The sequence below is a fragment of the Streptomyces vastus genome, from assembly GCF_039532825.1.
Lineage (GTDB): Bacteria > Actinomycetota > Actinomycetes > Streptomycetales > Streptomycetaceae > Streptomyces > Streptomyces vastus.
This window is the reverse complement of sequence record NZ_BAAASJ010000119.1, coordinates 155,891-178,899: the sequence shown is the minus strand read 5'-3', so window position 1 is coordinate 178,899 and position 23,009 is coordinate 155,891. Positions and strand designations below refer to the sequence as shown.

General features: G+C 70.3%; 21 protein-coding genes, 1 other RNA gene and 3 pseudogenes. 15 read left to right on the top strand and 10 right to left on the bottom strand.

What is annotated here, in order from left to right; genetic code table 11:
* Positions 1-27 precede the first annotated feature (27 nt).
* From ABD357_RS39685 to ABD357_RS39675, 3 genes are read right to left on the bottom strand one after another with little or no spacing between them, the layout of a single operon-like run.
* A complete protein-coding gene (locus tag ABD357_RS39685) occupies positions 28-1,311 on the bottom strand; it encodes a sensor histidine kinase (RefSeq protein ID WP_425585197.1) in 1,284 nt (427 codons plus the stop codon).
* Between the two features lie 33 nt (positions 1,312-1,344).
* Positions 1,345-2,064, bottom strand: coding sequence for an ABC transporter permease (locus tag ABD357_RS39680; RefSeq protein WP_344396278.1), 720 nt, complete (start codon positions 2,062-2,064; stop codon positions 1,345-1,347).
* 18 nt (positions 2,065-2,082) lie between these two features.
* The gene (locus tag ABD357_RS39675; protein WP_344396255.1) at positions 2,083-3,003 is read right to left on the bottom strand and encodes an ABC transporter ATP-binding protein; all 921 of its coding nucleotides are present in this window, start codon (positions 3,001-3,003) and stop codon (positions 2,083-2,085) included.
* Positions 3,004-3,291: 288 nt separating this feature from the next.
* Between ABD357_RS39675 and ABD357_RS39670 the strand changes: the two genes are divergently transcribed.
* From ABD357_RS39670 to ABD357_RS39660, 3 genes are all read left to right on the top strand, one after another.
* Entirely contained in the window at positions 3,292-4,152 is an 861-nt protein-coding gene (locus tag ABD357_RS39670) for a MaoC/PaaZ C-terminal domain-containing protein (RefSeq protein WP_344396254.1), read from the top strand.
* Positions 4,153-4,173: 21 nt separating this feature from the next.
* The gene (locus ABD357_RS39665; RefSeq protein WP_344396253.1) at positions 4,174-5,250 is read left to right on the top strand and encodes a Zn-dependent alcohol dehydrogenase; all 1,077 of its coding nucleotides are present in this window, start codon (positions 4,174-4,176) and stop codon (positions 5,248-5,250) included.
* 84 nt (positions 5,251-5,334) lie between these two features.
* The gene (locus ABD357_RS39660; RefSeq protein WP_344396252.1) at positions 5,335-6,282 is read left to right on the top strand and encodes a 3-oxoacyl-ACP reductase; all 948 of its coding nucleotides are present in this window, start codon (positions 5,335-5,337) and stop codon (positions 6,280-6,282) included.
* A gap of 288 nt (positions 6,283-6,570) precedes the next feature.
* On the opposite strand, the gene ABD357_RS39655 is transcribed toward ABD357_RS39660, so the two are convergent.
* Both ABD357_RS39655 and ABD357_RS39650 read right to left on the bottom strand, forming a co-directional pair.
* The gene (locus tag ABD357_RS39655) at positions 6,571-6,762 is read right to left on the bottom strand and encodes a hypothetical protein (RefSeq protein WP_344396251.1); all 192 of its coding nucleotides are present in this window, start codon (positions 6,760-6,762) and stop codon (positions 6,571-6,573) included.
* 88 nt (positions 6,763-6,850) lie between these two features.
* Positions 6,851-8,143, bottom strand: coding sequence for a hypothetical protein (locus ABD357_RS39650; RefSeq protein WP_344396250.1), 1,293 nt, complete (start codon positions 8,141-8,143; stop codon positions 6,851-6,853).
* 245 nt (positions 8,144-8,388) lie between these two features.
* Between ABD357_RS39650 and ABD357_RS39645 the strand changes: the two genes are divergently transcribed.
* The 4 genes and pseudogenes from ABD357_RS39645 to ABD357_RS39630 all read left to right on the top strand — a co-directional run.
* Positions 8,389-9,426 (top strand): ABC transporter substrate-binding protein, encoded by a 1,038-nt coding sequence (locus ABD357_RS39645; RefSeq protein ID WP_344396249.1) that lies wholly within the window; start codon positions 8,389-8,391, stop codon positions 9,424-9,426.
* 46 nt (positions 9,427-9,472) lie between these two features.
* Positions 9,473-10,396, top strand: coding sequence for a Nif3-like dinuclear metal center hexameric protein (locus tag ABD357_RS39640; protein ID WP_344396248.1), 924 nt, complete (start codon positions 9,473-9,475; stop codon positions 10,394-10,396).
* Positions 10,393-11,136, top strand: a complete 744-nt coding sequence (locus ABD357_RS39635) for a zinc ribbon domain-containing protein (RefSeq protein ID WP_344396277.1) — start codon at positions 10,393-10,395, stop codon at positions 11,134-11,136. The genes ABD357_RS39640 and ABD357_RS39635 overlap by 4 nt, the downstream gene beginning before the upstream one ends.
* Positions 11,137-11,158: 22 nt before the next feature.
* Positions 11,159-11,830: pseudogene (locus tag ABD357_RS39630) on the top strand (histidine phosphatase family protein); the annotation flags it as partial.
* Here the strand turns inward: ABD357_RS39630 and ABD357_RS39625 are convergent.
* From ABD357_RS39625 to ABD357_RS39610, 4 genes are read right to left on the bottom strand one after another with little or no spacing between them, the layout of a single operon-like run.
* Complete coding sequence (locus ABD357_RS39625) at positions 11,805-12,494, bottom strand: bifunctional 4-hydroxy-2-oxoglutarate aldolase/2-dehydro-3-deoxy-phosphogluconate aldolase (RefSeq protein WP_425585196.1); 690 nt, start codon at positions 12,492-12,494, stop codon at positions 11,805-11,807. The pseudogene ABD357_RS39630 and the gene ABD357_RS39625 overlap by 26 nt on opposite strands.
* 60 nt (positions 12,495-12,554) lie before the next feature.
* Positions 12,555-13,337: a peroxide stress protein YaaA gene (yaaA, locus tag ABD357_RS39620; RefSeq protein ID WP_344396245.1), complete on the bottom strand. Its 783-nt coding sequence runs from the start codon at positions 13,335-13,337 to the stop codon at positions 12,555-12,557.
* 12 nt (positions 13,338-13,349) lie between these two features.
* Positions 13,350-13,907 carry a hypothetical protein gene (locus tag ABD357_RS39615; RefSeq protein WP_425585200.1) on the bottom strand — a complete coding sequence of 186 codons (558 nt, stop codon included), beginning with the start codon at positions 13,905-13,907 and terminating at the stop codon, positions 13,350-13,352.
* 44 nt (positions 13,908-13,951) lie between these two features.
* The gene (locus ABD357_RS39610; RefSeq protein WP_344396242.1) at positions 13,952-14,743 is read right to left on the bottom strand and encodes a MerR family transcriptional regulator; all 792 of its coding nucleotides are present in this window, start codon (positions 14,741-14,743) and stop codon (positions 13,952-13,954) included.
* Between the two features lie 175 nt (positions 14,744-14,918).
* Here ABD357_RS39610 and ABD357_RS39605 point away from each other — a divergent pair, with 175 nt between their 5' ends.
* The 5 genes and pseudogenes from ABD357_RS39605 (at position 14,919) to ABD357_RS39585 (ending at position 18,658) form a co-directional block, all read left to right on the top strand.
* The gene (locus tag ABD357_RS39605; protein ID WP_344396240.1) at positions 14,919-15,497 is read left to right on the top strand and encodes a Uma2 family endonuclease; all 579 of its coding nucleotides are present in this window, start codon (positions 14,919-14,921) and stop codon (positions 15,495-15,497) included.
* A gap of 45 nt (positions 15,498-15,542) precedes the next feature.
* A pseudogene (locus ABD357_RS39600) lies at positions 15,543-16,427 on the top strand (helix-turn-helix transcriptional regulator).
* Between the two features lie 19 nt (positions 16,428-16,446).
* Positions 16,447-17,027 (top strand): annotated as a pseudogene (locus ABD357_RS39595) (EamA family transporter); the annotation flags it as partial.
* Between the two features lie 202 nt (positions 17,028-17,229).
* An RNA gene (rnpB, locus tag ABD357_RS39590) (RNase P RNA component class A) lies at positions 17,230-17,642 on the top strand.
* Between the two features lie 533 nt (positions 17,643-18,175).
* A complete protein-coding gene (locus ABD357_RS39585; RefSeq protein WP_344396239.1) occupies positions 18,176-18,658 on the top strand; it encodes a hypothetical protein in 483 nt (160 codons plus the stop codon).
* On the opposite strand, the gene ABD357_RS39580 is transcribed toward ABD357_RS39585, so the two are convergent.
* Positions 18,644-19,741, bottom strand: a complete 1,098-nt coding sequence (locus ABD357_RS39580; RefSeq protein ID WP_344396238.1) for a LacI family DNA-binding transcriptional regulator — start codon at positions 19,739-19,741, stop codon at positions 18,644-18,646. The genes ABD357_RS39585 and ABD357_RS39580 overlap by 15 nt on opposite strands.
* Positions 19,742-19,922: 181 nt before the next feature.
* On the opposite strand from ABD357_RS39580, the gene ABD357_RS39575 reads away from it, so the two are divergent.
* From ABD357_RS39575 to ABD357_RS39565, 3 genes are all read left to right on the top strand, one after another.
* Positions 19,923-20,705 carry a TIM barrel protein gene (locus ABD357_RS39575; protein ID WP_344396237.1) on the top strand — a complete coding sequence of 261 codons (783 nt, stop codon included), beginning with the start codon at positions 19,923-19,925 and terminating at the stop codon, positions 20,703-20,705.
* Positions 20,706-20,825: 120 nt separating this feature from the next.
* Positions 20,826-21,845 carry a sugar ABC transporter substrate-binding protein gene (locus ABD357_RS39570; RefSeq protein ID WP_344396236.1) on the top strand — a complete coding sequence of 340 codons (1,020 nt, stop codon included), beginning with the start codon at positions 20,826-20,828 and terminating at the stop codon, positions 21,843-21,845.
* 95 nt (positions 21,846-21,940) lie between these two features.
* A complete protein-coding gene (locus ABD357_RS39565) occupies positions 21,941-22,960 on the top strand; it encodes a Gfo/Idh/MocA family protein (protein WP_344396235.1) in 1,020 nt (339 codons plus the stop codon).
* Positions 22,961-23,009 lie beyond the last annotated feature (49 nt).

Below are 23,009 nucleotides of genomic sequence, written 5' to 3'. Positions count from 1 at the left end.
GGGCAGTTGCACTCCGGACCTGGCCCTTCAGGCCGCCGTCCCCGGCAGGTTCAGCACGCTCGCCTCCTGCGAAGCGCCCGCCGGGTCCCCCTCCTCACCCAACTGAGCCCTCTCCACCGGCAGTTCCGCCGTCACCACGAAGCCGCCCCGCGGACCGGGCCCCGCCTCCAGCGAGCCGCCCGCCGCTGAGAGGCGTTCCGTGAGGCCCTTGAGCCCGGTGCCGCCGATGCCGGGGATCGACGGGGGCGGGTCGGACGCGGGAAGCGCACCACGGCCGTCGTCCGAGATACGTACGCGGACGTGTTCCGGGCCGCCCGCGACCGTGATCTCGCAGCGGGTCGCGCCGCTGTGGCGTACGGCGTTGGTGACGGCCTCGCGGATCACCCAGCCCAGCAGTGCTTCCGTCCGGGCGGCGAGGGCCGGGCCCGACTGGCGCACGACCGGTTCGATGCCGACGGCCTGCAACGCCGAGCGGGCCCGGTCGAGTTCGGTGGCCAGGCTGCCCTCGCGGTAGCCGGTCACCGCCTCGCGGACCTCCGTGAGCGCCTGGCGGCCCACCGACTCGATGTCCCCGACCTGGACGAGCGCCGCGTCCAGGTCGCGGCGGGCCAGCCGCCGGACCGCCTCCGACTTCACCACGATCACGGAGAGGGTGTGGCCCAGCAGATCGTGCAGGTCGCGGGAGAAGCGGAGCCGTTCCTCCTCGACGGCGCGGCGGGCCAACTCCTCGCGGGCGGCGCGGAGTTCACGTACCGCCTCGGAGAGGGAGAGGATCGCCGCCGTCACCATGGTGGAGAGGAAGGTGCCGTACGCGACGTTTATCGCACCCCAGCCGTCGCGGACTCCCGCCACGACACCCGAGAGCAGGGTCAGGCCGAGCCCGACCCTGCCGAGCCACCGGCCTCGTACGATGGCGCCCGTCGCCAGGCCGAGCAGCGGGAAGAAAAGCAGCCAGCTGCCGCCGTAGGTGATGGCCAGGGCGCAGGTCACCACGCCCAGCGCGATCAGCATCACGCGGGTGGAGCGGGCCTCGCGCGCCTCCTTCACGAAGGCGCGGAAGACCACCGCGATGTAGAGGGAGTTGAAGGCCACCAGGCCGATGCCGCCGATCCAGGGGTTCGGGGTCTTGCCCTGGAACAGGTTGGAGAAGGCGCCCATGCCCATCAGAAGCCAGGGGAGGAGGGCGAAGCCGCTGGGCGGCGGGCCGAGTTCCTCCGGCGGCCGTCCGGTCTTCTTCCGGGCCCGGGCTCGCTCACAGCCCTCGGCGTGCCGCAAGGCCAGCCAGTAATTGACCCTGCTCATCCAGGACATGCCCTGCCCCCGCTCAAACGGTTCCAGACAGATTCAGACGGTTCGCGCGGTCCTGCGGTACGAGGTAACAGCGTACGAGCCGAAGGCCAGCAGCCAGAGGCCCAGCACCAGGACCGCCCCCGGGGTCGGCGCATGCCCGTCGGCGACGGCCGTGCCGAGCTGCGCGAACCGGTTCGTCGGTGTGTACGCGGACAGCGAGCGCAGCCACTCCGGGAAGAGGACGAGCGGGAACCACAGGCCGCCGACGACGGCCAGCACCAGGTTGCAGGCCATGTTGGCGACCCCGGTCGTCTGCGCGGTCAGCCGGTAGCCGTTGCCCAGACCGAGCAGCGTGAACGGGATCGAGCCCAGCCACAGCAGCAGCGCGATCGCCGCCCACTTCCACAGATCCAGCCGTACGCCGTTGACGAGACCGCCCGCCGCCAGCACCGCGACGAGCGCGGGCAGCACCGTCACCGCCCCGGTCAGCGCCCGGCCGATCACGACCTGTCGCGGAGTCATCGGCGTGATCCGCAACTGCCGCAGCCAGCCGGTCGACTTGTCCTCGGCGACACCGGCACCGGTGTTCAAGGCAGAGCCCATCGCCCCGTATGCGGCCATGCCGACCATCGAGGCGGTCTTCCAGCCGCTGTCGTCGCCGTCACCGAGGTTGGTGAACAGCAGGTACATCGTCACCGGCATCACGACGGTTCCGACCACAAAGCCGACGTCGCGCAGCGTCCGCCGCACTTCGAGCCGCAGATACTCCCACACCACACCAGTCACCCCCCATCACACCCTCTCCAGCACGCCGGACGAGCCCGACGTCAGCGCCATGAACGCGTCGTCCAGCGACGCGGGCGCCACCTCCAGGCCCCGTATGGCACCCATCCCGGACAGCGCGATCACCGTCGCGTCCGAGTCCTCGGTACGCAGCCGGGCCCGGTCCCCGCGCACCTCCACCGACACCACGCCGGGCAGCAGAGTCAGGCCCTCCGTGGAGCGGCCCGCCAGGTCGAAGGCGACCAGGTTGCCGCCCGCCGACCGCCTGAGCTGCTCACCGCTGCCGTCGGCGACGATGCGGCCCCGGTCGATGACGACGATCCGGTCGGCGTTGGCGTCCGCCTCCTCCAGGTAGTGGGTGGAGAAGAGGACGGTGTGGCCGCGCCGGGCGTAGGCCCGCATCGAGTCCCAGAAGGCGTACCGCGCCTCCACGTCCAGCGCGGCGGTGGGCTCGTCGAGCACGATCAGCGCGGGGTTCCCGATGAGCGCGACCGCGAACCGCACCCGCTGCGTCTGGCCCCCGGAGAGCCGGTCGACGCGCCGCCCGGCCAGCTCGGCGATGCCCGCGAGCTCCAGTGCGTCGGCGACCGGCATCGGCGCCGGATACGTACGGGCCACAAAGCCGACCAGCTCGCCCACCGTCACCCGCGGCACCGGCCGGCCGTCCTGCAGCATGGCGCCCACCCGGCCCGCGCGTACGGCCACTTCCGGCGCCGCGCCGAAGAGCCGTACGACACCCTCGTCGGGCTCGTTCAGGCCGAGGAGCAGCGAGATCGCGGTGGACTTGCCGGCGCCGTTGCGGCCGAGCAGGGCGACCGTCTCGCCGCGCGCCATCTCCAGATCGATCCCGTCCACGGCCCGTACCGAGCCGAAGGTCTTGACCGCCCCCGTGAAGGACACGGCCTGATGCGTCCCAGTCGTTTTCGTCATGGGTACGACGCTACGAATCCGGGGGTCGGGGGCGGCAGATGCGCTTGTACGGACTCGGGCGGGACAAATGTCACTGCCGGCCTCCGTAGTCCTGGGCCAGCTCATCTGACATGGCGTCAGGAGTCTTCACAAGTGCTGGGAGCTGGGCTATACAGAGGGTCGCCGTACTGGAACGCGTTCTAGAACGGGCGGGTTCCGCGGCCCAAGGTCGACCTCGGTGCGTCCGACGGTGCGGACGGTCGCACCGAGGTCTTCTCCGCCGAAGATCCGCCAGCAGTCAGGAGCCGCATGCCCATCGACGCCGCCAAGGCCCTCGCCGCCGAGCCCCGGACCGGCGAGATCACCTGGAACCACAAGGACGTCCAGCTCTACCACCTGGGAGTCGGCGCGGGCGTCCCGGTGACCGACCCCGACGAGCTGCGCTACACCCTCGAGTCCAGGCTGCAGGTCCTGCCGAGCTTCGCGACCGTCGCGGGCGCGGGCTCCCCGGGCGTGATCGGCGGACTGTCCATGCCGGGCGTCGAGGTCGACCTCGCACACGTCCTGCACGGCGGCCAGAGCATCGAGCTGCACCGCCCGATTCCCGCCGAGGGCAAGGCCGTTGCCACCGCACGGATCGCAGCCGTGTACGACAAGGGCAAGGCCGCCATCCTCGTCATGCGCACCGAAGTCGCCGACGACGAAGGCCCGTTGTGGACGAACGACGCACAGATCTTCGTACGCGGCGAAGGCGGCTTCGGCGGCGAACGCGGCCCCTCCACCCGCCTCGACCCGCCAACCGGCGACCCGAGCAGGGAAGTCGAGCGGCACGTCCGCGAGGACCAGGCCCTGCTCTACCGCCTCTCCGGCGACTGGAACCCGCTGCACGCCGACCCGGAGTTCGCCAAGCGCGCCGGGTTCGACCGGCCGATCCTGCACGGGCTGTGCACGTACGGGATCACGCTCAAGGCGGTCGTCGACACGCTGCTCGGCGGCGATGTGGCACGGGTCCGCTCCTACCGCACGCGCTTCGCCGGGATCGTCTTCCCCGGTGAGACCCTCCGCATCCGGATGTGGCAGGAGGACGGCCGGGCCGCCAGGGTCCAGGTGACGGCGGTCGAACGGGACGACGCGCCGGTGCTGGCCGACACGATCATCGAACACGCGTGAACTCTTGAGGGGAGCCGCACCATGCGGGCAGCCGTACTGCACGAGATCGGCCAGGACAAGCTGGAGGTCCTCGACGACGTCGAGGCGGCAGGCTTTGGTCCCGGCCGGGTGAAGATCCGGGTACGGGCCACCGGACTGTGTCACTCGGACCTCTCGGCGATGTCCGGGGTCCTGCCGCAGCCGGGGCCGTTCGTGCCCGGGCACGAGGGCGCGGGCGAGATCCTGGACGTCGGGGAGGGCGTCACGAACGTCAAGCCCGGCGACCGCGTCGTCGTCTGCTGGCTGCCGGCCTGCAACGCCTGCCCCGCCTGCAAGCGCGGCCAGACCGAACTGTGCCTGGCCGGGTTCATGAACGCGGGCACGCCCAACTTCAAGCGGCCCGCAGGAGACGTCTTCGGCATGGCGGGCACCGGGACCTTCACCGAGGAGGTCGTGGTCGACGCGGGCTGCGCCGTCCCCATCCCGGACGACGTGCCCTTCGACATCGCGGCCCTCATCGGCTGCGGGGTCACCACGGGACTCGGCGCCGCCCTCAACACCGCCGATGTGGAAGCCGGTTCGTCGGTCGCCGTCATCGGCTGCGGAGGCGTCGGCATCTCCGCGATCCAGGGTGCGCGGCTCAAGGGCGCCGCCGAGATCGTCGCCGTCGACCCGGTGGCCTCACGCCGTGAGTCCGCGCTGAAGTTCGGCGCCACCAGGGCCGTATCGCCGGACGAACTCCCCGACACCAAGCAGACGTTGACCGCGGGCGAGGGCTTCGACTACGTCTTCGAGGTCGTCGGCAAGTCCGCCACCGCCCGCACCGCGTACGAGAACACCCGCCGCGGCGGCACACTCGTCGTCGTCGGCGCCGGCGCCATGGACGACTTCCTGCAACTCAGCATGTTCGAGCTGTTCTTCGACGAGAAGCGGATCCTGCCGAGCATGTACGGCGGCGGGGACGTCATGCGCTCGTACGAGCGGACCATCGCGCTCTGGCGTGCCGGACGCATCGACCTGGAGGGGCTGATCACCCACCGGGTGCCGCTGAGCGAGATCAACCAGGCGCTGGACCAGATGCGTACAGGGGTCGCGCTCCGTACGTGCATCGAGATCTGACCCAGGTGTATTCGCGAAATGTGACACATCGGGGTCTTTGTGTCACATTCCGCCAACCGACTGCCGACGGCTGAAGGGACCTTGATGTCACTGCCACTTGAAGGGCGTTCCGCGATCGTCACCGGCGCGGGCCGGGGGCTCGGCCGGGCGGAGGCGCTGGAACTCGCCGGCCTCGGCGCCGCCGTCGTCGTCAACGACTTCGGCCGGCCCGGGCGGGACGGTTCCGGCGACGCGTCGGCCGGGCCCGCCGAGGAGGTCGCGGACGAGATCCGTCAGGCCGGTGGTCGCGCGGTCGCCCACACCGGTGACGTGGCCGACCACCAACAGGCCGAGGGACTCGTCGAGTTGGCGGTCGCCACATTCGGGCAGCTGGACATCCTCGTCAACAACGCGGGCATCCTGCGCGACAAGATGGTCTTCTCGATGTCCGAGGACGAGTGGGACTCCGTCATCCGCGTCCACCTGAAGGGCCACTTCAACACAACCCACTTCGCCGCCGCACACTGGCGCAACCGCTCCAAGGCGACGGGCTCCCCGGTGTACGGACGCATCGTCAACACCTCCTCCGAGGCCTTCCTGGCAGGCTCCGCCGGCCAGCCCAACTACGCGGCGGCCAAAGGCGGAATCGTAGGGCTCACGACCTCCACGGCCCTTGCCCTCGCCAAGTACGGCGTCACAGCGAACGTGATCTGCCCGCGCGCCCGCACCCGGATGACCGCGGACGTCTTCGCCGGTTCCGGGGACTCAGCCGACGGCCTCGACCCGCTGGCCCCCGAGCACGTAGCCCCACTCGTCGGCTACCTGGCCTCACCCGCCGCCTCACGCATCAACGGCCAACTCCTGGTGGTCCACGGGGGCATGGTCGCAATAGTCGAACGCCCAAGGGTGGCAGCCAAGTTCGACACCAAGCAGGACGCTTTCAGCTACGACGAACTGGACACGCTCCTCACCCCGCACTACGCGGAACGCCCGCCGAACGAGACGTTCGCAGCGGTGGAGGTGCTTGGCCTCAAGCGCGGGACGTCCACCTGACGCCTACCGGGGTGGTGGGTTCGGTTCGCGGGCGACTGCGGGTGCGTGGGTGGCCGGTCGCGCAGTTCCCCGCGCCCCTGAAAGCAAAAGCCTGCGACTTCCCCGGCGCCCCGGGAAAGCCCCGCCCTGAAAGCCCGCGCCCCCAACTGCCCGCAGCTTCCCACCGGCCCACGGCTCCGCACCCACCCGCGCACCCCAGGGGCGCGGGGCTGTGACATCAGCGGCTCCGCCGCGGGGCGCGAGCAGCCACAACGCACCCGCAGCTTCATCCGCGCCCCAGCGGAGCGCTCAGGCCACGTCGGTCTGACCGGCCGGCTTGCGGTGCCGGCCGCGAGGGGTCACCTCGTCGTCCGACGAGGAGATGGGCCCCCGGTGCCGCCCGCCCCCACCATCGGCCGGCTGGGACATCGCCATCCGCGGGTCCCGCGGATCACCGCCCGCCACACGCGGGTCGGTAACCGTGTCGCTTACGTCGTTCATGTGGAAATTCACCCCGTCAACAAGATCCTTCTTTGCAGCGCGGGCGAGTCTAATAGCCACACTTTCGGCCGGTGAGAGGTGGTAGGGGCTACTCGACGGTCACTTCTTCGACGGCCCCCCGCTCAGCGCGAGCGGCCTGCGCCAACCGCCGCCCGGCGAAGGCGCTCGAGAGCCTCCGCACGGTGAACGGCGCCTGTTGCAGAGGCACGGGACGGCCCGAACCGGGCAACTCGTCGTCAGGTTCCGCGGGTTCCTCCAAGGGGGCCACGGAATCTGCAGAGTCCGGGAAAGAGCGCGCGGAGGAATCCGCGTACTCCGCAGGATGCGTGATCAACGACGCCTCGTCCACGGCCTCCGCAGGCGCCACCACCCGCGAAACCCCACACGGCAACGTCTCCGTCGCATACGGCAGCCGAAGGACCCCGTCCTTGGTCCACAACCCTGAACCCGTCAACCACCCTTCCGGCGCAGGCAGTTGGTGGATCCGTCGCTCCACGGGCCGCCACACCCCGAGCCAACTGCCCTCGCCGGCGCGAGCGCCCCCGCCGGCGATCCGCAACGCCACCGCACAGTACTCCGGCGTCAGCATCTGCCCCGGCTGGATCGCGAACGGCGTCACCGTGTGGTCCGCCAGCCGCAGCGAGTCCGGAAAGCGCACCGGAAGCGTGCTCCCCAACACGCCCCAGCCGAGCCGGTCCTGGCCCGGTGACGGCGCGTCCGAGCGGATCAGCAGCAGCCCGCTGTCGGCGTCCGCGAGCAGCAGCCGGTCGTTGCTCCCCTCGGCGATCTGGAGGAGCGGCGACACCTCGCCGTCGCGCTCCAGGTCGACCACCACCGTCTTGGTCCGGCCGCCCAGCTCCCGGTCCAGGGCGAGCAGCCGGTCCCCGCCGGACAGCCACACCCCGCCCGAGCAGCGCCCCGGCACCTCGGCGAGCCGCTCGGGCCCGAAGGGACCGCCCGCCACCAGCCACACGGTGGTGGAACTCCGGCCCACGGCAACGGCGTACGCCCGAAGGCCGCCCGGCGCGGGTGGCAGCAACCGCAACTCCGTTGTCCCGTCCCGGCATTCCACCGCGCCGAGCGGTACTTCACCCGTCCCGGGCCCTGTGGGATACAGCAGCGAGAACGTGTGCCGCCCGTCCGGCACACGGTGGATGAGCACCCGCCCGTCCGCCATCGGCTGCACCTCCGTGCCGGGCTCCTCGGGCTGCTTGCCCGGCAGCGGTACGGCGTACGGCTCGGGGCCGTCCAGGGTCCAGCGCTCCGGGAACAAGGAGTCGCCGCGCGGGGCGAGGCGGGCCGCGTAGGACCCGTCGGCGGTGATCACGCATCCTGCCCGCGTGCCGTTCTCAGCGGCGGATTCGATGGCACAGGCCGTCATCGTCTGGGACACCTCCGGCCACGAAGGTAGTTTTCGTACGCACAGACGGGGCATCGACGGGCAGGCGCTTCACACAAATGGGTGGCCAACTGGCGATTCGCCTGAGGAAATCAGGGCGTGTGTGCTCGCCGGGACTCGACGGTTTAAGGTGAGGCTCACCTAAGTGCGGCCTGTGTGCCGCCCAAGACCGATCCTCTGAGTCCTGAGACTGATCCTTGGGGCCGAAACTGTGGAGTGTGTGCCTGATGTCCCTTCGACGACGCGGTGTTGGCGCCGTCGCCCTGACCATGGCCGCCGCGCTCTCCCTCGCGGCCTGCGGCTCCGGTGACGGCGACTCAGGCTCCGGAAAGTCCGACAACGGCAGTGGCAGCAAGTCCGTCGCTCAGGGCGGCGAGGACTTCACGAAGGCGGCCGAGGACACGGCGAAGATGGGCACGACGGCGAAGGCCGGAGAGTTCCCGCGCACGATCAAGCACGCGAGGGGCGAGACCGAGCTGAAGGCGGAGCCGAAGCGGGTCGTCGTCCTGGACGTCGGTGAGCTAGACAACGTTGTGTCGCTGGGCGTCAAGCCCGTCGGCTACGCGCCCACCGAGGGCTCGGCCGCCATCCCCTCGTACTTGAAGAAGGACACGGGCAGCCCCAAGGACGTCGGCACGATCAACTCCCTGAACCTGGAAGCGATCGCGAACCTCAAGCCCGATCTGATCCTCGGCAGCGAGCTGCGTGCCGCCAAGCTCTACCCGCAGCTCTCCCAGATCGCGCCCACCGTGTTCTCCATCCGTCCCGGCTTCACCTGGAAGGAGAACTACCTCCTCAACGCCGCCGCCCTCGACAAGACCGCCGAGGCGAAGGCCAAGCTCGAGGCGTACGAGAAGAAGGCGAAGGCCCTCGGCGACGAACTGGGCGCCGACAAGCCGACCGTCACCATGCTCCGATACATGCCGGGCATGATCCGCCTCTACGCGAAGGCGTCCTTCATCGGCACGATCCTCGACGACGTCGGCATCCCGAGGCCCAAGAACCAGCAGATCAACGATCTCGCCGTGGAGATCAGCCCGGAGAAGATCGACGAGGCCGACGCCGACTGGGTCTTCACCGGCGTCTACGGCGACGCGAAGAAGACCGACCGCGCGAGCGCCGAGGACAACCCGCTCTGGAAGAAGCTCGGCGCGGTCGAGAACGGCCGGGCGAAGGACGTACCGGACGAGACCTGGTACCTCGGGCTTGGGGCCACCGCCGCGGACGAGGTACTGGACGACCTGCGCGGTTACCTCGTGAAGTGAGCCGGCGCCGACGGGGCACGCGGAAGAGGCGGGTAGCCTTTCTTACGTGCCCCGTCTGTCTGAAGTCATCGCCGCGCTCGAATCCCTCTGGCCCCCCGAGAGGGCGGAGGACTGGGACGCGGTCGGCACGGTCTGCGGCGACGTCGACAATCCGGCCGCCGAGGTCACGCGCGTACTGTTCGCCGTCGACCCGGTCCAGGAGATCGTGGACGAGGCGGTGAAGCTGGGCGCCGACCTGCTGGTCACCCACCACCCGCTCTACCTGCGCGGTACGACGACGGTGGCCGCCTCGACCTTCAAGGGCCGCGTGGTCCACACCCTCATCAAGAACGACATCGCGCTGCACGTCGCCCACACGAACGCCGACCGGGCGGATCCCGGCGTCAGCGACGCCCTCGCCGGCGCGCTGGACCTCCGGGTCGTACGGCCCCTCGTGCCGGACCCGACCGACCCCGAGGGCCGCCGGGGCCTCGGCAGGGTCTGCGAGCTGGACCATCCGCTGACCGTCCGCGAACTCGCCGCGCGCGCCGCCGAGCGGCTGCCCGCCACGGCGCAGGGCATCCGGGTCGCGGGCGACGATGATGCGCTCGTACGGACCGTGGCGGTGAGCGGCGGATCCGGCGACAGCCTCTTCGACGACGTACGCGCCGCCGGTGTCGACGCCTTCCTCACCGCGGACCTGCGCCACCATCCGGCGGCAGAATTCATGGCGGCCCGCGCCCACAGTCCTCTCGCGCTGCTCGACGCGGCGCACTGGGCCACCGAATGGCCTTGGTGCGAGCTGGCCGCCTCCCAGCTCGACGAGATTTCCGACCGGAACGGATGGGGACTTCGCGTCCACGTCTCCAAGACGGTCACCGACCCCTGGACGGCCCACGCGGCGTCCGCCCACCCGTCGCCCACCACCGCCCTTCCAAGGAGCGCTTCGCGCGCCCCCTCCGATTCGAACACCCCTGGAGCCCCCAACTGAACGCCGCGCCCGCCGACCAGATCCGACTTCTCGACGTCCAGGCCCTCGACGTACGCCTTCAGCAGCTGGCGCACAAGCGGAAGTCGCTGCCCGAGCACGCCGAGATCGAGTCGCTGAACAAGGACCTCACCCAGCTGCGTGACCTGCTCGTCGCCGCGCAGACCGAGGAGAGCGACTGCGCCCGCGAGCAGACGAAGGCCGAGCAGGACGTCGACCAGGTGCGCCAGCGCGCCGCCCGCGACCAGCAGCGCCTGGACTCCGGCGCCGTCACGTCCCCCAAGGACCTGGAGAACCTCCAGCACGAGATCGCCTCCCTCGCCAAGCGGCAGGGTGACCTCGAGGACGTGGTCCTGGAGGTCATGGAGCGCCGCGAGTCCGCGCAGGAGCGGGTGGCCGAGCTGACCGGACGGGAGGCCTCCGTCCAGTCGAAGATCGACGATGCGATGGGGCGTCGGGACGCGGCCCAGGAGTCCCTGGACAGCGAGATCGCCACGGCGACCAAGGAGCGCGAGGTCATCGCGGGCTCGGTACCCGCCGACCTGCTGAAGCTCTACGACAAGCTCCGCGCGCAACAGGGCGGCATCGGCGCGGCCCGCCTCTACCAGCGCCGCTGCGAGGGCTGCCGCCTGGAGCTCAACATCACCGAGGTGAACGAGGTGAAGGCGGCTGCTCCGGACGCGGTACTGCGCTGCGAGAACTGCCGGCGCATTCTGGTCCGTACCTCCGAGTCGGGGCTGTAGGGGCTGCGTGTTGCGTGAGTCCGTGCGGGCGGCGCGGAGCGTCGCCTCCGCCGCCGCGCCTGCTGATCTCGGGGCGCCCGTGAGCCTCGTACTGCTGCGGCACGGGGAGACGCCGCTGACGCCTCAGAAGCGGTTCTCCGGGAGCGGGGGGAGCGATCCGGGGCTGTCGGATGTGGGGCGGAGGCAGGCTGAGCGGGTGGCGGAGGCGCTCGCCGGGCGGGGGAGCGTACGGGAGATCGTTTCGTCGCCTCTCGCCCGGTGCCGGGAGACCGCGGGAATCGTGGGAGCGCGGCTCGGCCTTGACGTGCGTATCGAGGACGGGCTCCGTGAGACCGACTTCGGGGCGTGGGAAGGGCTGACCTTCGGAGAGGCGCGGGAGCGATATCCGGGGGACCTGAACGCGTGGCTGGGCTCGCCGGACGCCGAACCCACCGGCGGCGGCGAGAGCTTCGCGGCGGTCGCCGAACGCGTGGCCGCCGCCCGGGACAAGCTGCTCGCCGCCCATCCGGGCCGTACGGTGCTCGTCGTCTCCCACGTCACGCCCATCAAGACCCTCGTACGGCTGGCCCTCGGCGCCCCGCCCGAGTCCCTGTTCCGCATGGAGCTGTCGGCCGCCTCCCTCTCGGAGGTGGCGTACTACGCGGACGGCAACGCGAGCCTGCGCCTGCTCAACGACCAGTCCCATCTGGGCTGAGCGCCGCCGCCTCGCGGGCCAGCGTCTCCACCTGGGCCCAGTCCTTCGTGGCGATGGCATCCTCCGGGAGCATCCAAGTCCCGCCCACACAACCGACGTTGGGCAGCGCCAGATAGTCGGGAGCCGACCCGAGCCCGATCCCGCCCGTCGGGCAGAACCGCGCCTGCGGCAACGGCCCGGCAAGGGACTTCAGATAGGCCGTACCGCCCGCCGCCTGAGCCGGGAAGAACTTCATCTCCCGCACCCCGCGCTCCAGCAACGCCACCACCTCCGACGTGGTCGACACCCCCGGCAGGAACGGCACCCCCGACCCCCGCATCGCCTCCAGCAGTACCTCCGTCCAGCCCGGGCTCACCAGAAACCGCGCCCCGGCCGCCACCGAATCCTTCACCTGCTCCGGCGTAAGCACCGTCCCCGCCCCGACCACCGCGTCCGGCACCTCGGCGGCGATCGCCCGGATCGCGTCCAACGCGGCCGGCGTCCGCAGCGTCACCTCGATCGCGGGCAGGCCGCCTGCGGCGAGGGCCCGCGCGAGGGGAACGGCGTCGGCGGCGTCGCTGACCACGACCACGGGGATGACGGGCGCGAGGTCCAGCAGGGACGACGGCATGGGGAGGGAAGGCGATGCCGAGTGCGAGGGCGCATGCGGGGTCATGCGCTCCATGCTGCCCGCGGCAGGCAACATACGCAAAGGGCGTTGCACATGATGCAATGAGCGGGGGTGTCAGTGGACCTCGTCCACCAGCACATCCAGCCCCCACGCCAACCCCGCACGCCCCGGCGCCTCCGCCTCCACCACATACCCGAGGTCCCGCAGCGCCTCCACCAGCTCCGCAGGCCCCTTCGGCGCGGCCCCGGCCAGCAGCAGGCTCCGTACGATCCGGCCCTTCGTCGCCTTGTTGAAGTGGCTGACCACCTTCCGGGTCGGCGCGTACAGCACCCGCACACTCGCCGTACGCCCCGCCACATCCCCCTTCGGCTTCCACGCCGCCGCGTACGCGGAGGAGCGCAGATCCAGCACGAGCCCGTTCCCGGCGACCTCGGGCAGGACGGCGGCCATCGGCGTACGCCAGTGCGCGCCCAACGCCCCGAGCCCCGGCAGCTTCACGCCCATCGAGCAGCGGTACGAGGGAATCCGGTCCGTCACACGGACCGCGCCCCACAGCCCAGAGAAGACGAGCAGCGAACGCGCCGCCCGCCGCTTGGCCGCCGCGTCGAGCGAGGCCAGGTCAAGGGCGTCGTACAGCACCCCCGTGTAGATCTCCCCGGCGGGCCGCGCCCCCGCGGTCCGCAACGCCGCGTTCTTGGCGACCTCGCCCCGCAGCCCCTCGCTCAGCCCGAGCACCTCACGGGCCTTCTCCTCATCGCCCGCACACAGCTCGACCAGATCATCGAGCACCGCCCGCCGCGCCTCGGCAAGCCCCGGCAGCGACAACGACTCCGGCTTCAGCGGCGCGCCCCGCCCGGAGGGAGCCTTTCCTTCGGACGGCGGCAGCAGCACGAGCACGGTGGTTCTCCTTCAATGCGTACGAGGGGCAGGCGCCAGCGTACGCATCTCGCGTATCGCCTGAACGAGTACGTCCGGTTCGTCGGCATGGAAGCGGACCAGGCGTACGTCCGTGGGGCGGCCGAGGAAGGTGAAGTGCCGTACGGGTTCGGTCAGTTCGAGAGTGATCGTGGTCTGCGAGCCGATGGCCAGGTCGAGCTCGCCCTCGCGCTTCTCGTGTGTGTAGCGCGTCTCACGGCGTACGGACGCGATGAGGTCCAGGGGGACGCGGAGGTCGACGTGGGCGGCTCGGCGGATCCGCAGCGCGGTGTCGTCCAGGACGTGCGGGCGGCTCACGGAGGCCGCGTGCATGCCTACGACTTGGAGCACGCCGTAGAGGTCGAGGACGAGTACGGGCCGCTCGATGGCGGGCCAGGGCCGCAGAAGCACCGCCATGGTGAACGTCTCGAGCACACACACGAAGGCGAACCCCAGCATGGGCGCACCCTGGCCCCGCGCGTACCCGAACGTCCGCCCGCTCCGGGCGCCGTGCTGACGCCGGGCGGTCCAAAGGGCGATGCTCACGAGCAGCCGCAGCTCCTGCGCGGCCAGGCGCCGAACGAGCCCGAGGGCCTTCACCGGGCACCGCCTGCGTGGCGCTGCACGAGGAGCCGCATCGTGCGCCGTATCGCCTCCGCCTGCGCGGGCGCGAAGTCGTCGAGGAAGGCTCGCCTGAAGCTGTGCTCCTTGCTTACGTTCCCGATGCCGAGCCCGTCGAGAGCGGAGTCCGGCAGGCAGGAGGCGAGCAACTCGGCGGCCTCGTCCACGCGGGGGTCGCCCGGGTCGGCGTCCACGAGTGCGTCGAGCAACGCGTACGCCTCGTGCGCCCGGTCCACCGCACCCGGCTCGCCGGCAAAGCTGCCCAGCGCGGACAGCAGCCGCTCCCGCTCCTCCGGGGGCGCGGCGGTGTCCAGCAGGGCGATGATCTCTCGGTCCTTGGCGGCCATGGGGGACTCGGACAGCCCCGTCGAGGTCTGCGCCAAGTCGGCGAAGAGCGCGGCCAGTTCGGGAGACACCGGCCCCTCGACGGGCAACCGCCCCGCCGCGGCATCGGCCAGCAACGCCCGCAGCCGAGCCCGCCGCTCCCGGATGGCTGTCTCCTGCCGCGCCAGGTCGTCATCAAGCTCGGCAAGCACCTCGGCGAGGTCGCGCCCAGCATCGTCCGCGAGCACGTCCCGCACCTCGGCGAGCCCGAGCCCCAGCTCGGTCAGCCGCCGGATCCGGGCCAGCACGACGGCGTGCCGCAGTCCGTAGTCGCGATACCCGTTGGGGCGCCGCCCGGGTTCGGGCAGCAGCCCGAGGTGGTGGTAGTGCCGCAGGGTCCGCGTGGTGACACCGACGGCCGCGGCCAGCTCTCCGATTCGCATGCGGTCAGTAGAAACGTTGACGTTGCGGCGGGGTCAAGCGAGCGGCGCGTGGACCCGGGCGATCCCGGGTGGGCGCCGCGGTGCTGTGACACGATCGAGGGGACGGGTCCCGATCTCATGGACGGGTGATCAGCCGATGTCCGAGTCTGGCGAGCGACAGAAGGAGGGGCGTGACATGACTGCCATGGCCCATGAGCCGCTCACACAGGAAGAGGTCCTGCTCGAGGGCTTTCTCGCCCTGGACACCCCGGAGGGTTTCCGGGCGGAACTGATCGAGGGGGACATCGTCGTGACACCGCCGCCGGACGGGGAGCACGAGGACTACATCAGCCTGGTCTTGGAGCAGGTTCTTGAGCGGTCCCACACCAAAATGCAGTTCTCCGGCAACAAGGGCCTGAAGCTGCGGAGCCCACTCGACATCCTGAAAGATCACGTCATCCCTGACGGCACCTTCGCGCCGAAGGCGCTGCGCCTCTTCCGCAGCGGTGAGTCATGGATGCCCTGCACAGGTGTGGCCATGGTCGTGGAGGTCACCTCCTCCAAGCCGTCCGTCGACCGCGAACAAAAACGCCGCTCCTATGCCCGCAGCGGCATCCCCCTTTACCTCCTCGTCGACCGGGGCAAGTCCTCCGTGACGCTGTTCAGCGAACCCGAGGACGACGACTACAGGCAGCACTGCCGGATCCCCTTCGGCAAGCATCTGACCCTCCCTGAACCCTTCGGCTTCGACCTGGACACCTCGGAGTTCGTCTGAGCCGCACCGGGCATAGAAAAAGCCCGCACGGGTGTTGCACCGAGCGTGCGAGGCGAGACAGCGACCAGCCGTGAACAGGCAGTCTGGACCAGGGCAACCCTGGGCCAGACCGGCCGCCCCCTCGACCTCCTCACCGCCCGCTTCGACCGCCACCGCTACGCGCCCCACGCCCACGAGGAGTTCACCGTCGGCGTCTGCGTCGGCGGCGAGGAGGTCATCGACTACCGAGGCGGCCGGATCCGCACCGGCCCCGGCTCGATCGTCGTCCTCGCGCCCGGCGAGACCCACACCGGCGGCCCCGCCGCGTCCGACGGCTACGCCTACCGGGCCCTGTACGCAGACCCCACTCTCCTCACCGAAGGCACGCGAAGCGTCCCGCACTTCCGCGAGCCCCTCCTCGACGACCCCGAACTGGCCACGGCCCTGCGCCTCACGCACACCGAACTCAGCGCCTGCCCCGACCATCCCCCAGCGCCTTAAGGGCCTGGGGGGACCCCCAGGGCCGAGTCCCGCATCCCGTGGCTGCTCACCGCCCTCGCCCGCCGCCACTCCACGGCCCGCCCGGTGTGCGACAGGATCCCCGGCGCGAGCCGCATAGCCCACGCCGTGCGCGATCGTCTCGCCGACGAACTCCTGACCCCACCCTCCCTCGCCGACCTGGCCACCGACCTGGGCCTGTCCCGCTACCAGCTCCTACGCGCCTTCCGTACGATCATGGGTCTGCCCCCGTACGCCTGGCTCGCCCAGCACCGGGTGACCCGGGCCCGTGGCCTGCTGGAGTCGGGCCACCGCCCCGCCGAGGCCGCAGCGCTCGTCGGCTTCGCGGACCAGGCGCATCTGACGCGCTGGTTCCGGCGGGTGCTGGGGGTGACCCCGGCGGCGTACCGCAACAGCATTCAGCGCAACAGCGTTCAAGACGTACGCCGTTGACCCGGCCGAGACTGCGCGTATGACTGCACGCGGCTGGTTTCTGTTCTCCCTGATGGGTGTGCTCTGGGGCATCCCGTACTTGATGATCAAAGTGGCCGTGGACGGTGGTGTGTCTCCGTCCACGGTGGTGTTCGCGCGCTGGGCCTGGGTGGAGTGGCGGTGCTCACGGCCCCGCACTTGACGGGCGGCAACGCCCGCTCTCTAGCGGAAATGGGAGTGACGGTCGCGGGCTACGCGACCGCGCCGCTGATCATGGCCCGCCACCTCAAGCAGGTCCCCACGCTCCAGCTGATCGCCCCATGCCTGCTGCTCGCGGCAGTGGTGTACGCCCCCGCGGCGGCGCTGACGCGGCCGTCTGAGATCCCCTCGGCCTCGGTCCTGGCCTCACTTACGGGCCTCGGCGTCATCTGCACGGCACTCGCCTTCGTCGTCTTCGTGGAACTGATCCGCGAGGCGGGCCCGACACGGGCAGTGGTCTTCACCTACGTCAACCCGGCAGTGGCGGTGGCGGTAGGTGTGCTGTTCCTGGACGAACAGCTGACAGCCGGGGTCGCGGTGTCCTTCACTCTGATCCTGCTGGGCTCCTTCCTGGCCACGGTTTCGGGGGGACGGGCTTCGGGACCGGGCTCGGGTTCGGGACCGGGCTCGGGTTCGAGCTCGGGATCGGGCTCGGGTTCGAGCTCGGGATCGGGCTCGGGTTCGGGTTCGGGTTCGAGCTCGGGATCGGTTTCCGGACCCGCTTCCGCACCGGCATCCGGTCCGGGGCAGGCCGCCCGCCCGGTACCATGGTCGACACGGCAGACGAGCCGGGCGGACGGTCGCGTGGAGGTCCCTGTGGACCTCCCCGAGGAACGTCCGGGCTCCACAGGGCAGGGTGGTGGCTAACGGCCACCCGGGGTGACCCGCGGGACAGTGCCACAGAAAACAGACCGCCGAGAGCTCCGGCTTTCGGTAAGGGTGAAACGGTGGTGTAAGAGACCACCAGCGCCTGAGGTGACTCAGGCGGCTAGGTAAACCCCACCCGGAGCAAGGTCAAGAGGAGCCGCCCCTTCGAAAGAAGGACGGCTCTGCGCGGACGTCCGAGGGCTGCCCGCCCGAGTCCGCGGGTAGACCGCACGAGGCCGGCGGCAACGCCGGTCCTAGATGGATGGCCGTCGCCGGAGGGTTCGCAAGGACCCCCCGGAACAGAACCCGGCGTATAGCCCGACTCGTCTGCCGCTCTTTATTTTCGCAGGTCAGAGGCCATGTTTACCGACTGAACAAACCCTCGGGGTCGAATCCGGGGCGAATTCGGGCTGTGGGTATCGTCGTTTCTGTCTGCCGTCCATGCGGCACATCCGGGCATTCTGGGTGTCAAATGCGGTCCAGGGCCGCTCTGGAGCAGACATCTCGGACTCTGATGTACTCGGAAGTACATGTACGAGGTGTCTCCTCGTCGGCCTGCTCTGGCTGAACCTGAGCACTGATGGTGCGGCCTCCAGCGAGCCGTGCCCGGCCCGCGATAGGTGACATTGCGTGCGGCATGTCGAGGCAGCTGCCAATAGCGCCCTCTCGGGTGTCGCTGGGACGCGCCGGACTGAACCCCCGTGCGGCGGTGAAGTCTGCCGTGAATGGGCATGGGCGCGTGTGCGCGGCACGGAGTTGGTGCGGCGGTGGTGGTCAGGCTCTCCTGTGAGATCTCCGAGGCCTGCCCGTCTCTGTACTGCCTTCGTCGCGGCCAACCACTTCGATGTCCGGTGGATGGATTGTTGCTGCTGGCGACGGTCGGCCTGCTGAAACCGTCGCCGAATGTTGGCCGTCGGGGACGGTATGCAGTGTGGCTCGCTTTTCTGTTGGGGATCGCGGTGTCCCTGGCCGCGAATATTGCGGCGGCGCCTGCGCTGGCGTGGAAGCCGGTGCTGGTAGCGGGTTGGCCGCCGGTCGCGTTGCTGCTGTCGGTGGAGTTGTTGGCGCACCGGTCGACTGTCCGGGCGGAGACGGGGCGCGGGGGTGTGGGGGACGCCGAGGGCGACGGCGGCCGTGAACGTGGGGGTGGTGATCCGCTGTTGGAGCGTGCTCGGCGCATGGATGCCCGGCATCGGGACCTGCATCAACGCCCGGTGTCGGCTGAGTCGCTGCGCAAGGAGCTCCGGATCGGCGCGGACCGGTCGAGGCAGCTGGTGGCTTTGGTGCGGGCGAGTTTGCAATGGCGGCGTCCGAGAGTGAGTGCCGACGCTTCAAGACTGCCTTGACAACCTCCAATCGCACCCGTTTGGAGCGGTTTTCTCGCAGAGCCCGCAGCCAAGAGTTGCAGGTGCCCTTGTGGTGCTTCGTATGACGAGGTGTGGTGTGACGACGACTTCTCGTTCGTCGTCTGTCGCCCCACCCTCCAGCCGGGCGACGGCCCGGCTCACGGCCCGGCGCGCCAGCTGGCGGGCTTCTTGCCCGACCGTGGTGAGTTGGACGTGGGCGAGGCGGGCGAGGTGGCTGTCGTCGAAGCCGACGACCGAGATCTCGTCGGGCACAGGGATACGGGCGCGCAGGAAGGTGTCGAGGACGCCGATGGCGCAGTGGTCGTTGAAGGCGAGGACGGCAGTGGGGCGGGAGGAGTCGGTGAGGAGTGTCCGGGCGGCTGCGGCGCCGTGGTCCTCGGTCAGCCCGCCCGGCACGAGGCGGACGTGGTCGGTAAGGCCGTGGTGCTTCATGGCCGACTTGTAGCCGCGGCGCCGGTCGGCAGCGCCCGGCGCCCTGCCCCCGTCGATGTGGACGATGTCGCGATGGCCCAGTGCCACGAGGTGGTCGACCGCCTGGCGGGCGCCCTCGTCGTCGGCCGCGCGGACGACGTCGAGGCCCTCGGCGAGCGGACGCAGCCGGCGGGCCACGGAGACGACGGGCAGCTGTGCCGCGAGTTCCGCCAGCCGGGCCGCCGGGGCATGGGGGCTGAGCAGGATCAGTGCCTCGCAGCGGTCGTCGAGCAGCGTCTCCACCGCCTCCTGTTCGCTGCGGCTCGCGGCGACGGCGCTGAGTGCGATCTGATAGCCGGCCGCCCCGGCCGCGGCGTAGAGCGCCTCAACCATGTCGGCGTGGAAGGGCTGTCGCAGGTCGAACTGCACTCCCACCAGGTGCGAGCGGCTGCTGCGCAGGAGGCGGGCCCTGCTGTCCGGCCGGTAGCCGATTTCCTGCGCGGCCCGCAGCACCCGCTCGCGACTTGCCGCGCTGGGCCCCTTGGCACCGCGCATGACCATGGAAGCAAGCGGCACGGAGACACCTGCCCGCGCCGCGAGGTCGCTGAGTGTCGGCCGCTTTCCGTCCGGGACGGCAGAGCGCGATGGCACCGTCGGCCTTCCTGATCGAGGGTCTTCTCCGAGGTGATCGTAGACCGGGCCCAGCAGGACACACACTGATCAGCGTTGTTACAACGTTATAGATCGAATGTCCGCACAAACCCTTGACAGGCGGCCCGGCGCCTGGCGTACTGCTCCTGTTCTCTTAGAACGTTATAGGTCTGGAGCTGCGATGTACACGTTGGCGGTCTGTGCCGAGATGGTCTACCGCGACCTGCCGATCGAGGAGCGGGCCCGGCGCATCCACGAGGCCGGCTTCCAGGTGGAGATCTGGGACTGGACCCGGCACGACCTGAACGCACTGGCCCAGACTCCCGCCGAGTTCTCCTCGATGACCGGCTACATTCGCGGCACCCTGACCGACCCGGACGGCGCAGCCGAACTCCTGCGCACAGCCGAGGAGTCGATCAAGGCCGCCGAGCATCTCGGCTGCCCCCGGCTCAACCTGCACGGCACCGGCCTGGACGGCGAGGGCCTGCCCGTGGTGCCGGTGACCGGCGAGGCCACCGGCGAGATGTGGATCACCGCCCACCGCACGCTCACCCGCCTGGCCGAACTGGGCGAAAGCGCGGGCGTCACCTTCACTCTGGAGAACCTCAACACCGCCGTCGACCACCCCGGTGTCCCGTTCGCCACAGCCGCCGACGCCTTCTCCCTGGTCGCGGCAGTTGATCGGCCCGGTCTGCGGATGAATCTGGACCTGTACCACGCCCAGATCGGCGAGGGAAACCTCATCGAGCTCGTCCGCCGCGCGCATGGCGCGGGGCTGATCGGAGAGATCCAGGTCGCCGACGTGCCCGGCCGCCGTGAACCCGGCACCGGAGAGATCAATTATCCGGCCGTCGCCCGCGCTCTTACCGACCTCGGTTACGACGGCACGGTTGCCCTGGAGGCATGGCCCTCCGGCGACAGTCACACCGCCATGGAGCGGTTCCGTGCCGCGTTCACCCTCTGATCCCCACCCCGAGTCGCACAGCAGGCCACCCAATAGCTCCCCGTCCGACCCACAACGGGATGTGTGGCGTCCCGCTGGTGGATCACCCCTTCCCGCAAGTCAGCACAGTGAGGTGCCGAAATGAACCGCTCGCTTCCCTCCCGCTCCCGCAGATTCACCGTCCTGGTGGCCGTGGCTGCCAGTACAGTCCTCACGGTCGCCGGCTGCTCCAGCAGCTCGGGCGGCAAGAAGTCGGAGGAGAGCGCCGGTGGCGTCTCCGTAGGTAAGGCCACCACGCCCCGCATGACCATCGCGATGATCACCCACGCGGTCCCCGGTGACACGTTCTGGGACACCATCCGCAAGGGCGCCCAGGCCGCGGCCGCGAAGGACAACATCAAGCTGGTCTACTCCTCCGACCCGAACGGAGGCAACCAGGCCAACCTGGTGCAGAACGCGATCGACCAGAAGGTCGACGGCATCGCCGTCACCCTCGCCAAGCCCGATGCCATGAAGGGCACCGTGGCCAAGGCGGTGCGGGCCGGTATACCCGTGGTCGGCTTCAACTCCGGTGTGGACGACTGGCAGAAGCAGGGCCTGCTCCAGTACTTCGGCCAGGACGAGACCGTCGCGGGCGAGGCGGTCGGCAAGAAGCTGAGTTCCCTCGGTGCCAAGAAGGTCGCCTGTGTCATTCAGGAACAGGGCCAGGTCGCCCTCGAGGCACGCTGCGCGGGAGTCAAGAAGGGCTTCTCGGGCACGACGGAAAACCTGTTCGTCAACGGCGCCGACATGCCGTCCGTGCAGTCGACCATCACCGCCAAGCTCAAGCAGGACCCTTCCATCGACTACGTCGTCACCCTCGCCGCCCCGGTCGCGCTGACCGCCACGCAGGCGGTGTCCGGCGGCGGCAGCAAGGCCAAGGTCGCCACCTTCGACCTCAACAAGGAACTCGTGAAGGCGATCCAGGGCGGCAGCATCCAGTTCGCCGTCGACCAGCAGCCCTACCTGCAGGGCTACCTGGCGGTCGACTCCCTCTGGCTCTACAAGAACAACGGCAACTATAGCGGCGGTGGCGTGGCGCCCGTGCTGACCGGCCCGGCCTTCGTCGACAAGTCCAATGTCGCCGCCGTCGCCACGTTCGCGGCCAAGGGAACACGGTGACGCGTACGACCCGGGTCACGGCCGGACCCGTGTGGGTTCGGCCGGCCCTCTGCTGACCGTCACCGCCATCGCCCACCCTCAAGTCAAGGAACCACATGACCTACCGCACCTCCCTTGGAGTCGCCGTGATCGGCGCCGGCCGCATGGGAGCCGACCACGTACGCCGGATCAGCGAGGTGAGCAGCGGCGCCCATGTGGCCGCCGTCGTCGACGTCGACATCGATCGCGCCAAGACGGTCGCCGCATACGTCGAAGGATGCGCGGCCTACGGCGACGTCGCCGAAGCGATGGCCTCACCCGACGTCGACGCGGTGCTGCTCGCCTCCCCGGGCGTCGCCCACGAGGCGGCACTGCTCACCGCGTTCGAGTACGACCTGCCCGTCCTGTGCGAGAAGCCCCTCACCCCCGACGCCGCCTCCGCCCTGCGCGTGCTGGAGGCCGAGCAGCGGCTCGGGCACCGCCGGGTGCAGGTGGGCTTCATGCGCCGTTACGACCACGAGTACATCAAGCTCAAAGCGCTGCTGGACAGCGGGGAACTGGGCCGGCCGCTGATGCTGCACCACCGGCACCGCAACCCGTCCTGCCCGCCGGACTTCACCAGCGCCATGCTCATCAACGACTCCGTGACCCACGAGATGGACATCACCCGCTGGCTGCTCGGCCAGGAGATCACATCCATCACCGTCATGCGGCCGCGGCCCTCCGGCAACGCGCCCGAAGGGCTGGCCGATCCGCAGTTCGTCGTCTTCGAAACCGACGGCGGCGCCCTGGTCGACGTCGAGATCTACGTCAACGCCCGCTACGGCTACCAGGTCCAGGCCGAGGCGGTGTGCGAGCACGGCACCGCCCGCATCGGCGACCGGCACGACATGCTCGTCAGCACCGGCGGACGCTGGGGCGGCAGGGTCACCCCCGGCTTCGTCGAGCGGTTCGAGGAAGCGTACGACCGCGAGGTCCAGGCATGGATCGACGCCACCCGGCGTGGCGAGGTGACCGGCCCCAGCGCCTGGGACGGCTACGCCGTGGCCGCGGTCTGTGAGGCGGGCATCCGCGCCCAGACCGAGGGCCGCCGCGTCGAGGTGGAACTCGCCGACCGCCCAGCCCTCTACATCTGACCCCACCGCCGGCACACCGAACCAGCGGGGAACGACCGCTCCCCGCCCG